This window comes from Rhizobium sp. B230/85, from assembly GCF_019355735.1.
GTDB lineage: Bacteria > Pseudomonadota > Alphaproteobacteria > Rhizobiales > Rhizobiaceae > Rhizobium > Rhizobium rhododendri.
Genome location: NZ_CP072157.1, coordinates 1,072,855 through 1,093,852 on the forward strand (window position 1 = coordinate 1,072,855; position 20,998 = coordinate 1,093,852).

Sequence of the window (20,998 nt, forward strand, 5' to 3'; positions counted from 1 at the left end):
CAAACACAGAATCGCACTTCCCTGAAAAACAGTCAAGAGTCTCGGCACCGTTTTGGTGAGCGGATTTCTTTTGCCTATCGAAAGGTAAGAGATAATGCACACAGAAAGCGTAACGACGCCCTTTGGGCGGCGGCCAGTGACGCTTGCCTTGATCAAACGGCAGATGGCGGCTGTGGAAATCAAACCAGGAAAATCAGCAAACAAATGGAAGGTGTTTCGCGACATTGCGGCAGGAAAATCACTGCTTGGCCTTCAATCTAGCAGCCTTACAGTTCTGAACGCGCTGCTGAGCTTCCATCCTGACGCAGAGTTGCGTCAGGATGGAGCGCTCGTTGTGTTCCCTTCGAACGTTCAACTTGCCCTGCGCGCCCATCAGATGTCCGATGCAACCATCCGCCGACATATTGCCGCCTTGGTCCAGAAGGGTCTGATTATCCGCAAGGACAGCGCCAACGGCAAGCGCTACGCCCGCAAGGACAGATCCGGCGCCATAGAATCTGCGTTCGGCTTCGATCTCTCCCCATTGCTCGCCAGAGCCGATGAGTTTCTGTGTTTGGCCGAGGAAGTGGCCGCCAAACGAGACGCATTGCGAAAGGCAAAGGCCGACTTGACGATATGCCGTCGTAACGTCCGTAAGATCCTCACAGCCGCGATCGAAGAAGGCGCAGAAGGGAATTGGTATGAGATGGAAAACACCTATCTGGGTATTGTCCGCCGCATGTCCCGTTCACCCACGATTACAGAAATAGAGGCTTCTCTAGCTAAGATGGAAATGCTCCAGGCCGATCTTATCAACCGTCTGCATTTGTTGGTTAATCCTGGAAAAATGAACGGCAATGACAGTCAAAATGACCGGCATATACAGAATTCAGATCCTGACTCTACTATTGAATTTGAACCGCCTGTGAAACAAACCGCACAACGGCGTCCCATTGGAAGCGAAAGCACGCCAAGAGATGCACGGGCGATGTATCCTTTGGAAACAATTTTGCGAGCGTGCCCACTTATCTCGGACTATGGCCCAGGAGGGACCATCAACAATTGGCGTGAGCTTATGAATGCGGCCGTCGTCGTCAAGTCTATGCTGGGAGTCAGCCCGTCTGCTTATCGGGACGCATGCGAACTTATGGGACCAGAAAACGCAGCTGCAACGATTTCATGCATTTTACAGCGCACAAATTTTATTACTTCTGCGGGCGGATACCTTCGAAGTCTAACCGGGCGGGCGAGAGAGGGGCGATTTTCCCTCGGTCCCATGATTATGGCGCTTCTTAAATCCAGCATTGGCGAGGAACACTCGTTTGGTTAGCAAAGTTTGCCGCGGCAAACTTTCCCCTCTTAGGAGTTTGCCGCGGCAAACTGCGCATTTCATCAGCCCAAGGGACAGTCAACCGCGATTTAAACGGTCCCGTGACTTCTCAAAACCCCCTCGTCCCACGAAACAAAGAGGGTCACAGGCACGATCGGAATGCCAAGACGAGCTTATCCCGTGCCCACAGCATGGGTAACCAATGTGAACGCCGGAACATCGCACGGCGACATGACTGGACCCCAACGAGGCTCCGAAAGGCCGACAACGCAATAGAAACCAGACTGGTCCTACACAGTGTGCAGTCAGCCGAAAGAATAGGATTTCCCGATCGGTTGAGAGAGTTACAGGCAGAACCCCAAGCATGTGCCCACTGAACCTCCATAAGACGTGCGAAAGAAGCGCTCCGCGCAGTTTCGGAACTCCATATTGCAGCACCTATTGGCCAGCAACACGCCCTTGGTCAGACGGCGCCGTTCGACGACAGGCCTTAGACTAGCGGCCAGCAAGAAGCCTAAATTCATTCTACTCAGCGGCTAAGCCGGAGACTGTTCGACATTGCATCGCAATTCTTCACCCATACCTTTGCAGCCGCCTCGCGGTAAGCGACATTCCCCCCTGTGGGCAAATTCTCGGGAGGAGACATGTGTGCTTCACGCATTGGCGTGTGGACGCCGTGTTAAGTTGGGACTGCGCTGCTCCGCGGGCCATAAAATGCAGACAACGACATCGTCGTCCAACGCAAGGATTTTTTCATCCCCACGACGGCGAGAGAGTTCCTGCGCAATTTCATGTTCCTACGAAACAAGCAACGCTCTCAGCCAGCTGGCAAGGCCGGGGAAGTTGAAAGCGCAAGGCACCAAAAAAGTGTTGCCTTGCAGTCGCACACGCTAGGAGCAATGAGCGCCAGGGAAAATGATAAGCGCCAGACGTTTCCTTGTTTCGGCCGAAAGACGGTAGCTAGTGCCAAGCAGGTCATGTTGGGTGGCGACGCCTCGGGATTGTGACGCAGACTAGACAAGTGTGGGTGACGCTATGAGCGTTACGTTACTGCTCTCACGTGCGCCGCCACGTTCACATGACGGTTGAAGTCGATACGCAACCGAGGGTAAAACGGCCAAAGCGCGGAGCCGGTGCCCGACAGATCGGTCCTCTCAGGATGCTGGACGCTCTTTTGACTGCTCCTTCCCGCCAGCATTCATTACGTTCGTGCGGCGCTTCTGTCGGTCTCCGCTTTTCCAGAGCACTGTCCTTGTCAAGCGGACGGTTGCATGACGAACAGAGAGGACGTAACTCCCAAGGAAAGGCGGCATTCAACTTGATGACCAGAAACGAGCGCCCCAGCATTTGGCTTGTCTGCCAGATGGAGGGGAATTTTCATTGGCAGAAATGACACGAAGCCGAAGAACACAAGCCCCCGACGGGAGTTTGCGAATGGGTTGCTGGCGGCCGTGGTCTGACCTCTTGAAATAATCCCGCGGCGTTAGTGTGAGGTTTCCCGGCCTATTTCGCGCGGGTAGCAGCAGTGGACGCCGTAGATCGCCGCTTGGGGAATTAAACAATCTGCTTGAGGAGGCACCCGATCGGGTTGTTTCGTTCCAAGTAACGCCACTGCAATGGGACTAGTTCTGGCATTCTCCAGTCGTGGAAGTTCGAGATTTGAAATTACACCGGCTCTCACTGTCATCGAACGCCTTGAAACGCCGGCATTGGGTAAAAGTACCGGTGTTGCTCACAGCCTGTGAGGGCTTCGAAATAAGGTTTTAAATAGCTTCCAGTTGTTTGAGTCAATAAACAAGGGATGGAGCGTTAAAGTCGATAATTGCCATAAATAAAGAAACTATTTTCCCAGTGAAGGCAGAGTAAAGCGCGGTGAGACCCCTGCTTTTTCCCGCGGGCCCATTGGATTCGAGCGCACCGAGCCCTTGGCGTCATTTCATGACACTTGAACTTTCTGTGTTGCAGTGCATTATAAGTCGATACTAGGGGGTTTATCCAATGGACGCAGAAATCCTGACAGTTAACTTTAAGTCGAGAGCGGTACGGACGGTTCACTATGAATTCGCGAGCAACCGACTTGTAGTTATCACGGCGCACGGCAAGACCCGCGTTTACGGCAGCATACCATTTGAGCTTGTGAAGGCCTTTGCGGAGCATCCGACGCCTGGCGTGTTCTATGAGAAATATCTAAGGGCGGCGCTCAGGCCGCAACTCTTGTCCAACTTGCTCGTCAAATTCGTGTTGCTCAGGCGTATCAAGCGTGTTGAAACGACCTCGCCTGCTGATGTTAACCTGACGGTCTATTCCTAGCTGGCGATGTGCATTGATGTAAAAGACAGGCTGGCCACATGTCTTTTCGATGCATCCCGCGAAATGTCAGATCGTGTCCCGCCGGGTGGTGTAGGTTGTGGAGGGTAGCAAAGGCGAGTGCCCGCGCGCTTCCATAGCGCTGTAGCGGGTGATCGGCTTTGCGGGCGGCCACCAGTGTTTTCCGTTAGGGTCGGGTTGTTGAAGACCAACCTGACGGAAAGATCACCGATGACCAAAGACATGATGGACGTGCGCTCGCTTGTTGAGAAGAGCGCGGATGCAGATTTATTGCGTGAGATGATCGGTTTTGCCGCCGAGCGGCTCATGGAGCTGGAGGTCGGCTCAGCCACAGGTGCCGATTTCGGCGACAAGAACCCGTTGCGGCTTGCTCAGCGCAACGGCTACCGTGACCGTGATTGGGAAACCCGAGCTGGGACCGTGGAGCTTCGCATTCCGAAGCTGCGCAAGGGCAGCTACTTTCCGAGCTTCCTCGAACCCCGCCGCATGGCAGAGAAGGCTCTGACGGCGGTCATCCAGGAAGCTTATATCCAGGGCATCTCGACCCGTTCAGTTGACGACCTGGTCAAGGCCATGGGGATGAGTGGCATATCCAAAAGCCAGGTGAGCCGTCTCTGCGAAGAAATCGACGTTAAGGTGAAAGCGTTCCTCGACAGACCGATCGAAGGCGACTGGCCATATCTATGGGTCGATGCGACCTACCTCAAAGTCCGACGCGGCGGACGGGTTGTCTCTGTCGCTGTCATCATCGCCGTCGGCGTCAACAGTGATGGCCGGCGCGAGGTCCTGGGTATGGAGGTTGGCACGTCAGAAGCCGAACCGATCTGGACGGAATTTCTGCGCAAGTTGAAACGCCGAGGATTGCGCGGCGTCAAGCTTGTCATCTCCGATGCCCATGAAGGTCTCAAAGCGGCCGTGACCAAGGTTCTCAATGCCACCTGGCAGAGGTGCCGGGTTCACTTTATGCGGAACGTCTTGGCGCATGCCGGAAAGAGCGGTCGGCGGGTCGTCTCCGCCTTCATCGCAACGGCCTTTGCCCAGGAAACACCGGAGGCGGCCAGCGCTCAATGGCGTAGTGTCGCCGACCAGATCAGGCCGAAAGTGCCAAAACTTGCCACCATCATGGACGATGCCGAAGACGATGTTCTGGCCTACATGACCTTCCCGAGAGAGCACCGGGCAAAGCTACACTCGACCAATCCGATCGAGCGTCTCAACGGCGAAATCAAGCGCCGCACTGATGTGGTCGGTATCTTTCCCAACGACGAGGCAATCGTCCGTCTTGTCGGGGCGCTGCTGCTCGAACAGAACGATGAATGGGCCGTGCAGCGCGCCCGGTACATGACCCTTGAGACCATGGCCCAAATGAGCGATGATCCCCAAATCAGTTTGCCAGCAGTGGCTCGCTGATATCCCCTCCGACCTCAGTCGGAAAGCACGGCAATCAGCCGCGACCTACACCACGTCCAGGGGCACGATCAAATGTCAGGCCGGCACGTCCACGTGTTGCGCTGAACCATCCAATGTACCTCGAGGTATATCGCTCTTATACTCGACCATGGTGATGTCGCCTCGGTAACCCCACCCACTTGTTGCCCAGTGGCAATGCTGGTGGGCAACCCTCCCTCATATCCACCAACCTTGAGTTCGACGCCAATCCGCTTCCGGCGGCGTTATCCAGATTGTCCATCTTCCGACAAGTTGACTGCTGGCAGTATGCTGCATCAAGCATCATCTGCGCGTATTGCATTTTAGTTGTTGTAGTCCCGCGGAAATTCCTTTGGTACTTCCTGTTTAAAAAAAATGGGAAAATACCGCCGCATTAAAAATCAATGCATCACAAGTAAATGGCGCCAACGTCGCGCAGTCAAATTGAAATGTTTTCTCGATTCCAATAGTCGGTGCGATTATCGGCAACCGCCGATAAATTTTGAATGCCAGTTGATGTTACTATTAATTCTTGCCAATTGGTTTGGATTAGGGAAGATGATGCCAACACATTCCGACCCGGACGATGATCTTCGTTGAGTTGAGAATGTACCAGCGGGTGCCGACGGATGTTAAGAACAGAATTTCGTACTGCCTGTATGATTCTGGTAGTGAGCCTTTCTGCTTTGAGCGCAAATGCCGATACGACCGTTACTCCAAAATCAACACGGAGTGGCGGCCTACAGATCGAAAATCAATGTCGCATCAGAGCAGATATTTGCTTCGATATATGCGACTCCGAGAAAGATGACGACCAGCATATGAGATGTCTGGGAACTTGCGTGGATGAATTTGATACCTGCAAGAAGGCGGGTGCGACAAAGTGAAAATTCTTTTTTCTCGATGCTGAGGTAAGGGCGAAGGTGCTTATCCGGTATCTCCTTTTTGCTCTCAGTCGCGTATCAGCCCGAACCTGCGGGCCTCGTCGAGAAAATGACGAACCGAGGATGGTTGCCACTTTCGGCCACCGCGGGGCGGTGTCTCGCCGAGCAATTCCAATTGAGCCCCAATCCCTCGAAGCGATAAGGTCGGATCGGCAATCGCTATTGCAGCAATGAGCGTCATGAGGCGATCGTCCGGCGTGCGGCGTGGTGACCGGGTGAGCAAGGCCGAATCGGCGAGATTGGCCCGGGCCATCCTGTGGACAGCGCGCCGGAGGCGCTCGACAGTCCAGTCCATGCCACGACGGTTGAGCACGCGAACGACATTATCCCAACTGTGATCCGGTCGAAGCTTCTTGACTGTCGGCAGCCAGACATCTGCCGAGCCAACCAACTGGGAAAGATAGTTTTTATCGCGTGCTTTCGATGCAGCTTGGATCGCCTCCGGCCGCCGATCCCGTAGACCCGGATTTCCAGCTAGCTTTCCTCGGCTCTTTGCGGCCCTTATGCCAGCTTTGGTCTTTTCGCTGCCACGCCGTTTCTCAAGCTGGACCAACGCCCGAACAATTGAAAGACACGCAATGCCATGGGGAGGAGAAGTGTCAATCATATCTATCATTGAGCGCAGATGAACGCCACGCTTCTCGAAGTCCTCCATCAGTAGCAGCAAGGAGCTTGGCGAGAGGTCCAGTCGGTCGAGGCGCACGACGACGAGGGTGTCGCCAGCCCGAAGCTCGCCGAGCAGTCTCGTCAGGACGGGGTGACCGTGAGAGGGATGAGACGGACGCTCATCAAAGATCCGGTCGCAACCCGCTGCAAGCAGTTCCGCCTGCTGTGTGTCCTCAAATTGCTCATCGCTCGCAGTGCGGGCATAGCCGATGATCCGTTGCCGCTTTAACAGGTCGCTGGATGCACGTTGGATCACAGTCGTGCGTCCTCCCAATTGGCTCGATGCGTTACTGTACAAACAATGTGGATCAGTAACCGCCCCATTACAAGTAAGTTTTTGATACTCGTATACGGCCTCCTGAGCGGCAAAACGCCTTTGTCGTGAAGCGTGGAGAAGCACAGGGCATAAAATCGCCTGGTGACGGCTTGTGAGGAAACTCGCGCCTAAGACTTTGCGAACGCATCAGGGTGATACCAAGTCAGCAATGCTGCTTTAACCACAGGAATGACGGCAGCTTGGTAAATGGTGACCCGGTCTAATTGTTCACAGGCGGCGCAGCGCCGTCATCTTGCTTTGACGCAGAAGTCGACGCAGTGCGCGGGGTCGTTGCGGGAAAACATTGCGAGCGCCGCCTGGGACATACAAGCGTCATTCGACGCTTGGCGATGTGCAAAGGGAGATCAAGGCACGAAGGGCGCCTCAGACGGCTCTCTACCGAGAGCGTCTCGATGCCCGTTCCCTCTGGCCAAGCGCCGGCCGGTCCCGTGGTTACGGGTCGGCCATCAGGCTATTGCTCACGCCGCCACCGACGATCGCAAAATATTTCTATCAGGTGCGGCCGAATTCGTCGTTAAGGCGGATGATGTCGTCCTCGCCGAAATAGGAGCCGGTCTGTACCTCGATCAGCTCCAGCAGGATCTTGCCCGGATTGGCCATGCGGTGGACTTCGCCGAGCGGGATGTAGACGGACTCGTTCTCGCGCACGACCTGCACCTTGTCGCCGATGGTGACTTCGGCCGTACCCTTGACGACGATCCAGTGCTCGGAGCGGTGATGGTGTTTCTGCAGCGACAGCTTCTTGCCAGGCGTCACGAAGATGCGCTTCACCTGGAAGCGGTCGCTCTTGATCAGCGACGTGTAACCGCCCCAGGGGCGGTAGGACGTGGGATGGGTTTCGGTGAGCGTCGCGGTCTTCTTGTGGCCGGCCAGCAGCTTGACCAGCTTGCCGACATCCTGGCTGTCCTTCAGATGTCCCACATAGACGGCATCTTCGGATGCGATGACGGCGACGTTCTCGAGACCCTGCACGGCAAGATGAGTACCGTGGGTCATGACGAGAGAGTTCCGGGTGTTCACCAGCGTCGTGTTGCCGGCCGAGACGTTGCCGTTCTCGTCCTGCTTGCCGACCTTCCACACCGAATCCCAGCTGCCGAGGTCCGACCACAGGAAGGACGAGGGGACAACGGCGGCGTTCGACGTCTTTTCCATGACGGCATAGTCGATGGATATGTCGGGGCTCTTGGAAAACGCCTCGCTGTCCAGACGGGTGAAGTCGAGGTCGCGAACGCCCTTGGCAAGGGCTTCCTTGGCCGCCTTGACCACGGCCGGTGCAAATTCGTTCAGCTCCGCCAGCAACGGCGTCACCGGGAAAACGAAGATGCCGGAGTTCCAGTAAAAGCCACCGGCAGCGAGCATCGCCTCGGCCTTGTCGACAGGTGGCTTCTCGATGAAGCGCTTGACCGCATGGGCGCCAGAGGCCAGCGACTTTCCGACTTCGATATAACCGTAGCCGGTGGCAGGCTCGGTCGGGGTGATGCCGAAGGTGACCAGCTTGCCTTCTGCCGCCGTGGCACGGGCGATACGGATGCAATCGAAATAGGTGGCGTCTGCCGTGATCTCGTGGTCGGAGGCCAGAACCTGGATGATGGTGTCCTTGCCGAAAAGGTCGCTCGCCACAACGGCCGCGGCTGCGACGGCGGGGGCCGTGTTGCGGGCAACCGGCTCGAGCAGCACGGCTGCAAGTTCGATGCCGAGCTCGCGGGCTTGCTCGGCCACGAGGAAACGGAACTCCTCATTGGTGACGACGACGGCCGCTTCGTAAAGATCCCTGTCGGAAACGCGCGACAGGGTGTTCTGAAACAGTGTCTGGTCTCCCACGAACTGGATAAACTGCTTTGGCGCCGTGGCGCGCGACAGCGGCCACAATCGAGTTCCCTTGCCACCGGCCATGATGACCGGGACGATTTTTGCTGCCATGAATTCGATCCTCTTTAAAACTTGTCGTCGATGAATTTCTGCAGGCGAGGCCGCCCTGGCCGCTGTCTGGCTCCGGCATCTACGAACGCTGATTTGTGTCGCTCGTCAAAAGCATGGGAGCACGACGACTGTATCGTGTCTTGCGCTTTCTCCAATCGTTCATTGTCTATTTGTCGATCAAATGAGACACAAGGTTAAGGCTGCAGTCCGGTCTTGTGGAGCTTACGCTATCTATGTCATCCCGCTGAACCCAATGGGCAGCCGGCACAATGAAGTCAGAATTTCTCCACTACGTCTATAAAATAGGTGGTTTTAACTTTTAAGGCGAATGGCTGGTCCGTACCTTTGCACGCAGATGCGACGGGAGGAAAGCTTATGGGCGAACTACGGCTGCTTAATCGAGACAATGGGGACCCGGTGCCTGCGCTGAAGAGCGAGGAAGACGCGATCTCGACTGCGCGAACGCTTGCAAAGGTGTTTGCCCAAACGGCATCCGCGCGAGATCTGGAGCGGACGATGCCTTTCGCCGAGATGGATGCCTTGTCGCGCTCTGGACTGCTCGCGATCACCGTGCCATCCGAGTATGGCGGTCTCGATGTCTCGAATGCAGTCTTGGCCGAGGTCACCGCCATCCTTGCAGAAGCGGATGCGTCGATCGGGCAGATCCCCCAGAACCATTTTTATATTCTTGAAGCGCTGCGCGTCGACGGCAGCGAAGAGCAGAAACGCTTTTTCTTCGGTCGGGCGCTGTCAGGCGACCGGTTCGGCAATGCATTATCGGAAAAGGGCACCAAAACGGTCGGCCATTACAATACCCGCATCACCAGGGACGGCATCGGCCATCGTATCAACGGTCGCAAGTTCTATTCGACAGGCGTCCTTTTTGCCGACTGGGTTACGATTTTTGCACTTGATGCCGACGACAGGCTGACGATGTCATTCGTGGCGAGGGGCACGGAAGGCATCGAGATTATCGATGACTGGGATGGCTTTGGCCAGCGAACCACCGGCAGCGGCACCACTATCCTCAACAATGTCTATGTGCAGGCCGATGCCGTCGTTGCGCACCACAAAGGTTTCGAACGGGCGACCACGATCGGCTCTGTCGGCCAGATCATTCACGCCGGCATCGATCTCGGCATCGCCCGCGCTGCCTTCCAGGACACCATCGCGTTCGTCAATAGCCAGTCACGCCCATGGACGAACAGCGGTGTCGACCGGGCATCGGACGACCCTTTGACAATTGCAAAGCTGGGCCAGATCGCGATCCGCATCGAGGCTGCGTCTGCCGTCGTCGAGCGGGCCGGGCGAAAGATCGACAGCGCCCAGGTCGATCCTACGGAAGCAAATGCCATAGATGCGACCTTGGCCGTCGCGACAGCCAAGGTGTTGACCTCCGAAATTGCCCTGGAGGCATCGACGACGCTGTTTGAGCTCGCAGGTACGTCCTCGACGCGCGCAGGCCTCAATCTGGATCGCCACTGGCGAAACGCCCGCACCCATACTCTCCACGACCCGGTCCGCTGGAAATATCACGTCGTCGGCAATTACCATCTGAACGGCGTCAAGCCGCCGAGGAGCGGCGCGCTATAGAGAAGTTCCGGATACAAACGTCCTCGCAGTCTTGCGGGTAGTTCTACGGATATCGGACCGCGTTCATCTGAAAAGGCCTCGCTCGCTTTACCGAACGAGGCCTTCCGGCTGTTCCTAGACTATCGATCAGCTGTAGAGGCTGACCTCCGGGATGGTCCCGTTGAGTACAAATTCACCGACTTCCCTGGCCTTGTAGAATACTGGGTCGTGAAGGGTGTGGGTCCGCACATTGCGCCAGTAGCGGTCGAAACGATATTTCGAGGCCGTTGCGCGCGCGCCGATGATCTCGAAGACTTTCGACGTGATGTCGAGCGAAACATGCGTTGCGTGAACCTTGGCAGCATAGGCCTCAGCCGCCGCTTCACCGCGTTCACGGGCGGTTGCATCGTGGCCGCGCGACAGGGCTGCCTGGACAGCGGTTGCGGCGAGATCGGCTAAAGCCGCCGAGGCTTTCAGGGATGCTGTGAACTCGCCGACCCGCTCCAGGATATAGGGATCGTCGGCGGCACGAGCAACGCCGGAGGTGATCCAGGGACGCGTGGTCGTGCGAACATAATCCAGCGCCGCAGCCAATGCTCCTTCCGCGGTACCGAGGTAGAAATTCACGAACACCAGCTGAATGAGCGGCGTATTGAAGGTAGCGAGCACGGGCGGCGGCGCATCGGCATCCGCAGGCGGCGCGACGAAATCGCCCTCATAGACCGGGAAATCGCGGAACTCCACGCTGCCACTGTCCGACAATCGCTGGCCCATATTGTCCCAGTCATCGTTGGCGATATAGCCGGGCCGGTCGGTCGGAACGGCGAAGTTGACGATCTGTCCGTCGAGAAGCGCGTTGGCGTTGATGTAGTCGGAAACGCGGGCAGCGGTCGAAAACGTTTTCCGGCCGTTTAGCACATAGCCGTTGCCGCGTTGCGTGAGCACCAGCCCCGGATCGCGCGGATTGACGGCAGCGCCCCAGTAGAGGCTGCGCGCAACCGTCTCGGCGCCGAGCGCCTTGGCGCGCGACTGGTCGGCGAAGGACCAGTAGATCGACTGGCTGTTGACATAGTGGTAACCAAGCAGCTGGCCGAGCGAGCTTTCGCCACGAGCAACGATCCGCACAAGCTTCAGGGCATCGATCCAGTCGAGCCCGCCCCCGCCGATCTCGGCCGCGTGCAGCGCATTGAGAAGACCGGCGTTCTTTAACCGGACAATCTCAGGGATAGGCGGCAGGCCATCACGATCAAGTTCCGCACCGCGACGCGCGAAATCTGCGGACAGCTCTAATGCCCTTGAAAATAGCGCTTCGCGCCCGATGCCGTGGGCTGCTGCAAAGACGACATTCGACTGGCTCATCTCAAATCCTCCAATTGAAAAGTGCGGAGGGCAAGGCGTACGAAACGCCCTGCCCTCACCGCAGATGATCAGAATAATGCCTGCGGGATCCAGCTGGCGGTGGCCGCGCCGCTTGTATTGAAGGCGGGCAGCTTGGCGGCGAGGTCCTCGATTGTCTTAACGCCGGCGGCGCGAAGAGCCGCCTGGGTCAGGAGGGTAGGCTCGACCGTGATCTGGTGGGGGACGGGCTGACCGGCGATCTCCAGGGCCGCCGCGCGGACCGAAACCGCTCCGACGACTGCCGGGTTGGTCGCGACGGTGGCAACCCATGGGCTACCCTCTTCGGTGATTTCCTGAATGTCGGCCGTCGAAACGTCGGCGGAATAAATTCGGATCTTGTCCTTGATGCCGAGATCGCCGGCCGCCAGCTTCACGCCACGGGCAAATTCATCGTAGGGCGCAAAGACCACCTTGATGTCCGGGTTTGCCGTCAGGGCCGCCTTTGCCTGGTCAGCGGTCGTCGTCGCCGTCGTATCGCTGACATTGCCAAAACGCGCCTTCTCGACGACGCCGGCATTGTCGGCCTTGAATTTTTCCCAGACCTCGTTACGGCGGTCGAGAGGCGCAAAACCGGCAACATAGACGTAGGCCGCATTGAACGCGGTGCCATTTTCTTTTGCGGCCTGTTCAAGTGCCTGCTTGGCGAGAGCATGATCGCTTTGCTCTACCTGCGGGATCTTGGGATTGTTGAGGTTCACGTCAAAGGCAACCACCTTGACGCCCTTGTCGAGTGCTTGCTGCACAACGTCGGTGAGCGATTCGGGCAGGCCGTGGTCGACGACGATGCCCTGGACGCCAAGATTGATCGCCTGCAGGATCTGCTCGCGCTGTTCCGACGCATCCTGTCGTCCCGGGAAGACACGAAGGTCGATGCCGAGCGCCTTGGCCTGGGCGACTGCCCCGGCCTGGTAGGCCTGGAAAAAATCACCGGCCGAGATGTAACTGATAAGGGCCAGCTTGACGCCACCCTTGTCGAAGGGCGCCGGAGCGCCCGTAATGCCACCGGCCGCAGCGGCCTGGCTCATCAGCAGCGGAAGGATGGCGGCGCCGGCGGCGAGCCGTAGATAAGATATCATGTTCGCATTCCTTTTGCATGTCTGTCGGGTCCATCGGGGCGTCGTGCGACAGACCGTTTGACCGCCCTGGCGACGCGATTTCAGTAGATATAATTCCCTATTGAATTTGTAGACTGTTTGATGCGTTGTTTCGGGTTGAAGGAGATTGTTTGTTTCCTGGGCAGCCTCTCGGCAGCAAGGCTTTGCCTGTCTCATCGGCATCGCAGCTGGCAGAATTGTCGAAACAACGAAAGTTCGACCGTGCCTCTACTCGATGTCCTCAACCTCCGCCGCAGCTTTGCCGAGACGAAGGCGCTCGGCGGCGCCTCGTTGTCCATCGAGCCCGGCGAGATCGTCGCTTTGATGGGAGTGAACGGTGCCGGAAAATCAACTTTGGTGAAAATACTGTCCGGCGTGCTGCCGGCCGATGGCGGCGAGATGCGGCTCAAGGGGCAGAAGTTTGCGCCCGGCAGCCCGGCCGAGGCGGCAATGGCCGGTATAGTGACGGTGCACCAATCGACCGATCTTGTCGGCGCACCAGGGCAAACGGTGGCTGATGCGCTTCTGCTCAACCGCTTCGCCGATGGCAGCATGCCCTTTTTCGTCTCGCGAGCCAGCATTCGCAGACAGGCGCAGGCAATCCTGGACATTGCCGGCTTCGATCTGCCGCTTGACCGAGATTTTGGTGAGCTGTCGACCGCAGAACGCCAACTCGTGGCGATTGCGAGAGCCGTGGCAAACAGGGCAGATTTGCTGATCCTGGACGAACCTACGGCCAGCCTGTCGGCGAGCGAGAGTAACCGGCTGTTCGATATCCTGCGGCGAACCCGGCGGACGGGGCTCGCAATCCTCTACATTTCCCATCGCACGGCGGATCTGCAGGCTATTGCCGACCGGGCGCTGGTCATGCGCGGCGGTGTCATCGTCGGCGCCTTCGGTCAACCGATCGATTTTGACCGCGCAATAGAGGCGATGATCGGTCGCCCGCTTCGCTCGATGCGTCCGGGCGTGGGGGTGGCGCAAGGCGAAGCTGTGTTCACGATGCGGGGCGCGTGCCTTTTACCCGGAAGCCCAATTTTCGATCTTCACCTGTCGCCCGGAGAAGTTGTCGCCATAACCGGCGTCCTTGGTGCCGGCAAGAGCCGCCTCTTGTCGGCGATCTTCGGCCTAGTGCCGCTGACGTCTGGCGAGATGACGCTCGGCGGATTGCCCTACCGCCCGAAACGTCCTGCCGACGCTATTGCCGCCGGCGTCGCCATGGCAGCCGAGGACCGGCATCGCTCGTCGTTGATGCCGCCCTCCTGGCCCGGCAATAGCATCGCCGCAACCATCGGCCTGCCGCATCTGGCCAAGTGGTCCCGGCATGGGTTCCTCGATAGCGCCCGCGAGCGTCGCGAGGGTGAAAAGGCCATCGACAGGTTGCGGATCAAGGCGACCGGACCCTCATCATCCGTATGGACATTGTCGGGCGGCAACCAGCAGAAGGTGGTGCTGGCTCGCTGGGAGGCCGAACCGAGCCGCCTGCTGCTTCTCGACGAACCCTTCCAGGGGGTCGATGTCGGTGCACGCCAGGACATCATCCAGGCGATCCGCAGCCGCAAAGATCGCGCCACGCTGATTGCCACCTCCGATCCTGAAGAAGCGATTGAAATGGCCGACCGCATCCTCGTCATGGATCGCCACGGGCTGCAGTCGCTGAAGCCAGACCGCCACGAAGATACCCGAGAAGGAATACCGGCATGAGCGCCACCGACAGCAGATCTTTCGAAACGGAAAAAGGTCTCCCGCCATCTCGCATCGGCGGTCGTGGGTGGATCGCCGGCCTCCATTCATTCGTGCGCGCTAGCGCTGTGTTCATCCTTCTGGCGGCGCTTGTCATCATCTTCACCGGTGCCCAGCCGGCCTTTATCAACCTCGGCAACCTGATGAGCATCCTGCAGGCCGTTTCCGTCGTTGCCATCCTCGGCGCCGGCGTCACGGTGACACTTGCGGTCGGCGGCTTCGACCTTTCGATCGGCGCCGTTGCCGCCTCGAGCGTCATGGCCGCCAGCTATGCGATGATCGTCTGGGGGCTCAACGTCTACGAGACCGTCCCTCTGGTCCTGGCGCTCGGCGCTGTTGTCGGCCTGCTGAACGCGCTGCTGATCGTCAGGCTGAGGGTGCCGGATCTGCTGGCGACGCTGGCCATGATGTTCCTGTTGTCCGGCCTGCAGCTTATTCCGACGGCCGGTCGATCGATCTCGGCGGGGCTGGTCCTACCGGATGGATCGAAGGCATCGGGTGCCTACGATCCCGCCTTCCTGCTGATCGGCCGCCACAGCCTGTTCGGCATCGTACCGGTCTCCGTCGTCCTGATGGCGCTGGTGGCCTTTGCTCTCTACGTGTTGACGGAGAGGACCCGCATCGGACGGCTGTTGTTTGCTACCGGTGGCAACGAGGTGGCGACACGGCTGGCCGGCGCCTCCACGCTTAGGCTGAAAACGCTGGCATACGTGATTTCCGGCACACTCGCCGCGCTCGGTGGCATCATCATTGCGGCCCGGGTTGGCCGCGGTGACGTGTCTTCGGGCGGATCGTTGCTGATGGACGCCGTTGCGGCCTCGCTGATAGGCTATGCAGTGCTGGGCCTGCGCCGCCCGAACGTGCTCGGCACCATCGCCGGTGCCGTCTTCGTCGGTGTGCTGCTCAATGGGCTGACCATGCTGAATGCTCCCTATTACACGCAGGATTTCGTCAAGGGCGCCGTGCTGGTCGGTGCCCTCGCCCTTACCTACGGCCTCAACCGCGGCAATGCCTGAGGCCATCAGATGCTGCGGTAGCATCGTTTTACTGCGAAAGGACCAATATCATGAGCCGTGAAATCAGGCTGAATGCTTTCGACATGAACTGCGTCGGCCACCAGTCGCCAGGTCTTTGGACCCATCCGCGCGACCAGTCTTGGAAATACAAGGATCTCGACTACTGGGTTCATCTGGCAAAGACGCTGGAGCGCGGCAAGTTCGACGGACTGTTCATCGCCGACGTGCTCGGCGTCTACGACGTGCTGAACGGCAATGTCGATGCGGCGCTGCGCCACTCCGCACAGGTGCCGGTGAACGATCCGCTGCAACTGATTCCGACCATGGCCCATGCCACCGAGCATCTCGGCTTCGGCCTGACCGCGTCGCTGTCCTTCGAGCACCCGTACACCTTCGCCCGCCGCATCTCGACGCTCGACCATCTGACAAAGGGCCGCGTCGGCTGGAACATCGTCACCTCCTATCTGAACAGCGGCGCACTCAACATCGGCCAGCAGGCCCAGTCCAAGCACGACGACCGATACGACCTGGCGGAGGAATATCTGGAAGTCTGCTACAAGCTCTGGGAGGGCAGTTGGGAGGACGACGCCGTCGTCCGCGACCGCACGACGGGGATTTTCACCCACCCCGAGAAGGTCCACCCGATCGGCCATGCCGGCAAGCACTTCACCGTGCCCGGCATCCATCTCAGCGAGCCATCGCCACAGCGCACACCAGTACTCTACCAGGCAGGCGCCTCCAGCCGAGGCAAGGATTTTGCCGGGGCACACGCCGAATGCATCTTCGTGGCTGCGCCATCGAAGCCGGTGCTCAAGCGCTACGTCGCCAATGTCCGGGAGGCGGCCGAGCGCAACGGCCGCAATCCTCGCGAGATCCTCGCCTTCAACCTGCAGACTGTCATCCTCGGCGAAACCGACGCCGAGGCGAAGAAGAAGTTCGACGAATACCGCAAATACGTCTCCTACGAGGGTGCGCTAACGCTGATCTCCGGCTGGACCGGCATCGACTTCAGCCAGTTCGGCCCCGACGAGCCGCTGCGGCATCGCTATACCAATGCCGTTCAATCGGCCGTCGAAACCTTTACCACCATCGATCCCGACAAAGTCTGGACGGTGCGCGAGATGGCCGATTGGGTTGGCATCGGCGGCTTCGGTCCGGTGTTTGTCGGCTCGCCACAGACAGTCGCCGACCTCCTGCAGGAGTGGGTCGAGGACACCGATGTCGACGGCTTCAACCTTGCCTACGCCGTCACACCGGAGAGCTTCGAGGATGCCGTCGACCTGCTGGTGCCTGAGTTACAGAAGCGCGGGGTCTACAAAACCGAATACAAGGCCGGGACGTTGCGCGAGAAACTCGGCGCCCGGGGACCGCGACTGACAGCACCCCATCCGGCGGCCGGATATCGCAATCTCGTTCGCGACTTCGAACAACTGCGGGCGAGCGGCTGGGACCGTGTCCGGGTATGAGGCGTAATACGCTGAAACCGGGGCGAAATTTGATGCGGACATTGCCCGGTTCTGCAGAAATTTGAAAAGCTGTTCCTCGTCTATATCGTTAGAATACTTATTCTATAGACGTTATTTATTAAAGGAGAGGGACATGGAATACGAGCGTTCTAAGGGTGGAATTGGCCGGCGTGATCTGTTGAAGCTGTCGGCGATAGCCGGCGCTGCGGTGGCGGGAGCAACATTGGTCGGGCGGGCGCCCGCATCTGCCGCCGATGGCGAACTGTCTCTGAAGGGCAAACGCATCGCGATCAGTGCTACGGGCACGGATCACTTCTTCGACCTTCAGGCCTATAACGCCCAGATTGCCGAAGTGAAGCGCCTTGGCGGCGAGCCGATCGCCGTCGATGCCGGTCGCAACGACGGCAAGCTTGTGTCGCAGCTGCAAACCCTGATTGCCCAGAAGCCGGATGCGATCGTCCAGATTCTCGGCACGCTCAGCGTCATCGATCCATGGCTGAAGAAGGCTCGCGATGCCGGCATACCGGTGCTGACGATCGATGTGGGCTCCACCAACTCGCTCAACAACACGACGTCGGACAACTGGGGGATCGGCAAGGATCTGGCACTGCAGCTGATTTCCGATATTGGCGGTGAAGGAAACATCGTCGCCTTTAACGGCTTTTACGGTGTCACGCCCTGCGCCATCCGCTACGACCAGCTGGTCAATGTCGTTAAATATTTCCCGAAGGTGAAAATCCTCCAGCCGGAACTGCGCGACGTCATCCCCAATACCGTGCAGGATGCTTTCACCCAGATCACCGCGCTGCTCAACAAGTTTCCGGAAAAGGGATCGATCAAGGCAATCTGGTCGGCATGGGATATCCCGCAACTCGGTGCCACCCAGGCTTTGGCGGCTGCAGGCCGCACGGAAATCAGGACCTACGGGGTCGATGGCAGCCCGGAAGTGCTGCAGCTCGTCGCAGATCCGAACTCGCCGGCCGGCGCCGATGTCGCGCAGCAACCGGCGGAGATAGGACGCACAGCCATCCACAATGTTGCAAAGCTGCTCGCCGGCCAGACCCTGCCGCGCGAAACCTACGTCCCGGCTCTGCTCGCCAATAAGGCCAATGTCAACGAAGTCACCAAGAAGCTCGGCATCGGCTGATCTCGGGGTCATCAATGTCTGCGGCCCGGCCGCAGATCGCTCCCGATGCTGCGCGCCGCGCGAGGGTTCCATGACGATTACATCCACACCTCCGTCCGGGGATCGCGATATCATCCGCCTCGAAGGTATCGACAAGCACTTCGGTGGGGCACAGGCGCTGTCCGGTGCGTCGCTCGCGGTTCGCCGTGGTACCGTTCACGGCCTGGTGGGCCAGAATGGGGCCGGCAAGTCGACGCTCATCAAGCTGCTGGCGGGACTGCACCAGCCGGACGCCGGGAGCATCGTCATCGACGGCCAGAGATTCGAAAAGCTGACGCCACATCTGGTGGAAGAGCTCGGTATCCACTTCATTCACCAGGACCGCCTGTTGGTTCCGACCTTTACCGTCGGCGAGGCGCTTTTCCTCGGGCGGGAGCCGCGTATTGCTGGAACGCCGTTTCTGGATCGCCGTGCCATGCAGCGTCGCGCGGCCGCAATACTCGAGGATTATTTTGGCATCAACTTGCCCACCGGCGCCTTGGTCAGCGAACTGTCGACTGCGGAAAAGCAGATCGTCCAGATCACCCGGGCATTGCTCAACCAGCCTAAGATCCTCGTTTTCGACGAACCCACTGCCGCGCTCGTGCACCGGGAAGCGGAAATCCTTTTCCAGCTGATCCGCCGCCTCCGCGATGAAGGCGTGACAATCATCTATATCTCGCACTACCTCACCGAAATCGAGGCTATCTGCGACGATGTCACTGTCTTGCGCAATGGCCGTACCGTTGCCGCGCTACCGATGGCGAGCACCTCCGCCAACGCGATTGCGCGGCTGATGATCGAGCGTGACATCGAAGACATGTTTCCAAAGCGAGCGGTGACTGTCGGAGAGGACCTGCTGCAGCTGGAAAATCTGACATCACCCGGCAAATATGCCGATGTGTCTTTCACACTCCGGCGTGGAGAAGTTCTCGGGTTGACGGGGCTGCTCGGTTCTGGCGCGAAGGAGCTGGTCCGCACACTGTTCGGCCTTGAGACCGCCACCGCCGGCACCATCGCGGTCCTCGGCAAGACGATACAGCCTGCCGATCCGTCTGAGGCCACCGACCGCGCAATAGCCTTGGTGCCAGAGGACCGCCGCATCAATGGAGTGGCGCTCGATCTGGATGTCGGCGAGAACATCAGTCTGGCCTCCTTGCCGCGTTTCACCCAGTTTGGACTGATCGACCGGAGCCGGGAGGCATCCGAAACGGAGCGGCTGATCCACCGGCTCGAGATCAAGACCGCAGGACGCGAGGCGCTGGTTCGGACGCTTTCCGGCGGCAATCAGCAGAAGGTCGCCATCGCCAAATGGCTGAGCCGGCATTCCGAAATCTACCTCCTAGACGAGCCGACCGTCGGCGTCGATATCGGCTCCAAGGTCGAGATCTACACGCTGATCGGCGACCTCGCCGAAAGGGGCGCCGGCATTATCGTGCTGTCCTCGGACTTGCCCGAACTGGTCGGGATAACCGACCGCATCCTCGTCTTCTTCCGAGGCCGCATCGTGCGCGAATTCGCGTCGCGCGAGACCACGCCCGATGCGGTGCTTGCCCAATCGACCGGCTCGAAGGAGGAACTGCGCCATGTCGGCTGACGCTCACTACGCGGGTATCGATTTCGAACCGGCGCAAGACATTCGCCCGAGGCTCGGTCGCAATTTCACGACTGCGGCCCTTCGTGGCGGCTCGCTCCTGGCCTTTGCCGCAATCCTAGTGATCTTTTCGCTGACCGCTCCCTATTTTCTGAGCGTCGGCAATATCGGCAATGTGCTTGGCCAATCGGCCATATCGGGCGTTCTGGCGATCGGGCTTACCCTCGTTCTCATTGCCGGCGGATCGAATGTGGTGACGGGTGGCATCGACCTGTCGCTGGCAGCCAATATGGGTCTCAGCGCCGCAGTCTATGCCAGCCTGATCCAGTTCGGTTTCGGCGATGCAACGGCCATCGCGGCCGCCATCGCGACCGGGGCGTTGATCGGTGCTGTCAATGCAGCGGCGGTCGTCCTTGCGGGTATCGTGCCGCTTTTGGCAACGCTGGCGGTGATGAATGTTGTCGGGGGCCTGGAACTGGTACTGACGCAGAACACCGTGCTGCCGGCATCGACGCCGTTTCTTTCTCTCCTCTCCGCCACCGACCCGTTCGGCATCCCTGTTCTCGCCTATGTCCTGCTCGGCTTCACACTGTTGGTGACCGGCATCGTGCAATTTACACCCCTCGGATTACGCCTTTACGCCGTCGGTGAATTTGCCGAGGCGGCGCGCGCTGCAGGCTTACCCCTCAAGCGGCTGGTGGCGGGAGCATTTGTCGCCAGCGGCGTCTGCGGCGGCCTGGCTGGAATTCTTTCAGTCTCCTATCTGAGCGGGAGCACGACGGGCGCTGGCGAGATGCTGCTTCCGGTCGTAGTGACTGCGCTGCTCGGATCCGTCTTTTCCCGTCGCCTCGTGCCGACCATCCCGGGAACGCTGCTCTCGGCGCTGCTGGTCGGGTTCCTGGTCAACGGCTTTCAACTGCTCAATATATCGAGCACGCTTGTCAGCGGCGTCCAGGGTGCGCTGATCCTAATCGTCGTGTCCGCGACCACATTGCTGCGTCGACAGGAGAATTGATCG

General features: G+C 58.9%; 14 protein-coding genes. 10 read left to right on the forward strand and 4 right to left on the reverse strand.

Features of this window, described 5'->3' with window-relative positions; translation table 11 throughout:
• Positions 1-94: 94 nt before the first annotated feature.
• The 3 genes from repC (at position 95) to J5289_RS23020 (ending at position 5,047) form a co-directional block, all read left to right on the forward strand.
• A complete protein-coding gene (gene repC / locus J5289_RS23010) occupies positions 95-1,309 on the forward strand; it encodes a plasmid replication protein RepC (protein ID WP_209188016.1) in 1,215 nt (404 codons plus the stop codon).
• Between the two features lie 1,998 nt (positions 1,310-3,307).
• Entirely contained in the window at positions 3,308-3,619 is a 312-nt protein-coding gene (locus J5289_RS23015) for a KTSC domain-containing protein (protein WP_143123450.1), read from the forward strand.
• 228 nt (positions 3,620-3,847) lie between these two features.
• Positions 3,848-5,047 carry an IS256 family transposase gene (locus J5289_RS23020; protein WP_209207809.1) on the forward strand — a complete coding sequence of 400 codons (1,200 nt, stop codon included), beginning with the start codon at positions 3,848-3,850 and terminating at the stop codon, positions 5,045-5,047.
• Between the two features lie 969 nt (positions 5,048-6,016).
• Here the strand turns inward: J5289_RS23020 and J5289_RS23025 are convergent.
• Both J5289_RS23025 and J5289_RS23030 read right to left on the reverse strand, forming a co-directional pair.
• Entirely contained in the window at positions 6,017-6,931 is a 915-nt protein-coding gene (locus tag J5289_RS23025) for a recombinase family protein (protein ID WP_257625459.1), read from the reverse strand.
• Between the two features lie 573 nt (positions 6,932-7,504).
• Positions 7,505-8,932, reverse strand: a complete 1,428-nt coding sequence (locus tag J5289_RS23030; RefSeq protein WP_209207180.1) for a mannose-1-phosphate guanylyltransferase/mannose-6-phosphate isomerase — start codon at positions 8,930-8,932, stop codon at positions 7,505-7,507.
• A 375-nt stretch (positions 8,933-9,307) separates the two neighbouring features.
• Here J5289_RS23030 and J5289_RS23035 point away from each other — a divergent pair, with 375 nt between their 5' ends.
• Entirely contained in the window at positions 9,308-10,525 is a 1,218-nt protein-coding gene (locus J5289_RS23035) for an SfnB family sulfur acquisition oxidoreductase (RefSeq protein ID WP_209186279.1), read from the forward strand.
• A 126-nt stretch (positions 10,526-10,651) separates the two neighbouring features.
• On the opposite strand, the gene J5289_RS23040 is transcribed toward J5289_RS23035, so the two are convergent.
• Positions 10,652-11,863 (reverse strand): acyl-CoA dehydrogenase family protein, encoded by a 1,212-nt coding sequence (locus tag J5289_RS23040; protein WP_142832308.1) that lies wholly within the window; start codon positions 11,861-11,863, stop codon positions 10,652-10,654.
• Positions 11,864-11,931: 68 nt separating this feature from the next.
• Positions 11,932-12,978 (reverse strand): substrate-binding domain-containing protein, encoded by a 1,047-nt coding sequence (locus J5289_RS23045; RefSeq protein ID WP_209207179.1) that lies wholly within the window; start codon positions 12,976-12,978, stop codon positions 11,932-11,934.
• A gap of 240 nt (positions 12,979-13,218) precedes the next feature.
• Here J5289_RS23045 and J5289_RS23050 point away from each other — a divergent pair, with 240 nt between their 5' ends.
• The 6 genes from J5289_RS23050 (at position 13,219) to J5289_RS23075 (ending at position 20,995) form a co-directional block, all read left to right on the forward strand.
• A complete protein-coding gene (locus J5289_RS23050; RefSeq protein ID WP_209207178.1) occupies positions 13,219-14,700 on the forward strand; it encodes a sugar ABC transporter ATP-binding protein in 1,482 nt (493 codons plus the stop codon).
• A complete protein-coding gene (locus tag J5289_RS23055; RefSeq protein WP_209207177.1) occupies positions 14,697-15,755 on the forward strand; it encodes an ABC transporter permease in 1,059 nt (352 codons plus the stop codon). Before J5289_RS23050 ends, J5289_RS23055 begins: the two co-directional genes overlap by 4 nt.
• A 50-nt stretch (positions 15,756-15,805) precedes the next feature.
• On the forward strand, positions 15,806-17,221 hold the full coding sequence (locus J5289_RS23060) for an LLM class flavin-dependent oxidoreductase (RefSeq protein ID WP_142832304.1): 1,416 nt from the start codon (positions 15,806-15,808) through the stop codon (positions 17,219-17,221).
• Positions 17,222-17,354: 133 nt separating this feature from the next.
• Positions 17,355-18,368: a sugar ABC transporter substrate-binding protein gene (locus J5289_RS23065; protein ID WP_209186283.1), complete on the forward strand. Its 1,014-nt coding sequence runs from the start codon at positions 17,355-17,357 to the stop codon at positions 18,366-18,368.
• A 70-nt stretch (positions 18,369-18,438) separates the two neighbouring features.
• Entirely contained in the window at positions 18,439-19,983 is a 1,545-nt protein-coding gene (locus J5289_RS23070) for a sugar ABC transporter ATP-binding protein (RefSeq protein WP_209188168.1), read from the forward strand.
• Positions 19,973-20,995, forward strand: a complete 1,023-nt coding sequence (locus tag J5289_RS23075; protein ID WP_307877422.1) for an ABC transporter permease — start codon at positions 19,973-19,975, stop codon at positions 20,993-20,995. Before J5289_RS23070 ends, J5289_RS23075 begins: the two co-directional genes overlap by 11 nt.
• The last annotated feature ends 3 nt before the right edge of the window (positions 20,996-20,998 follow it).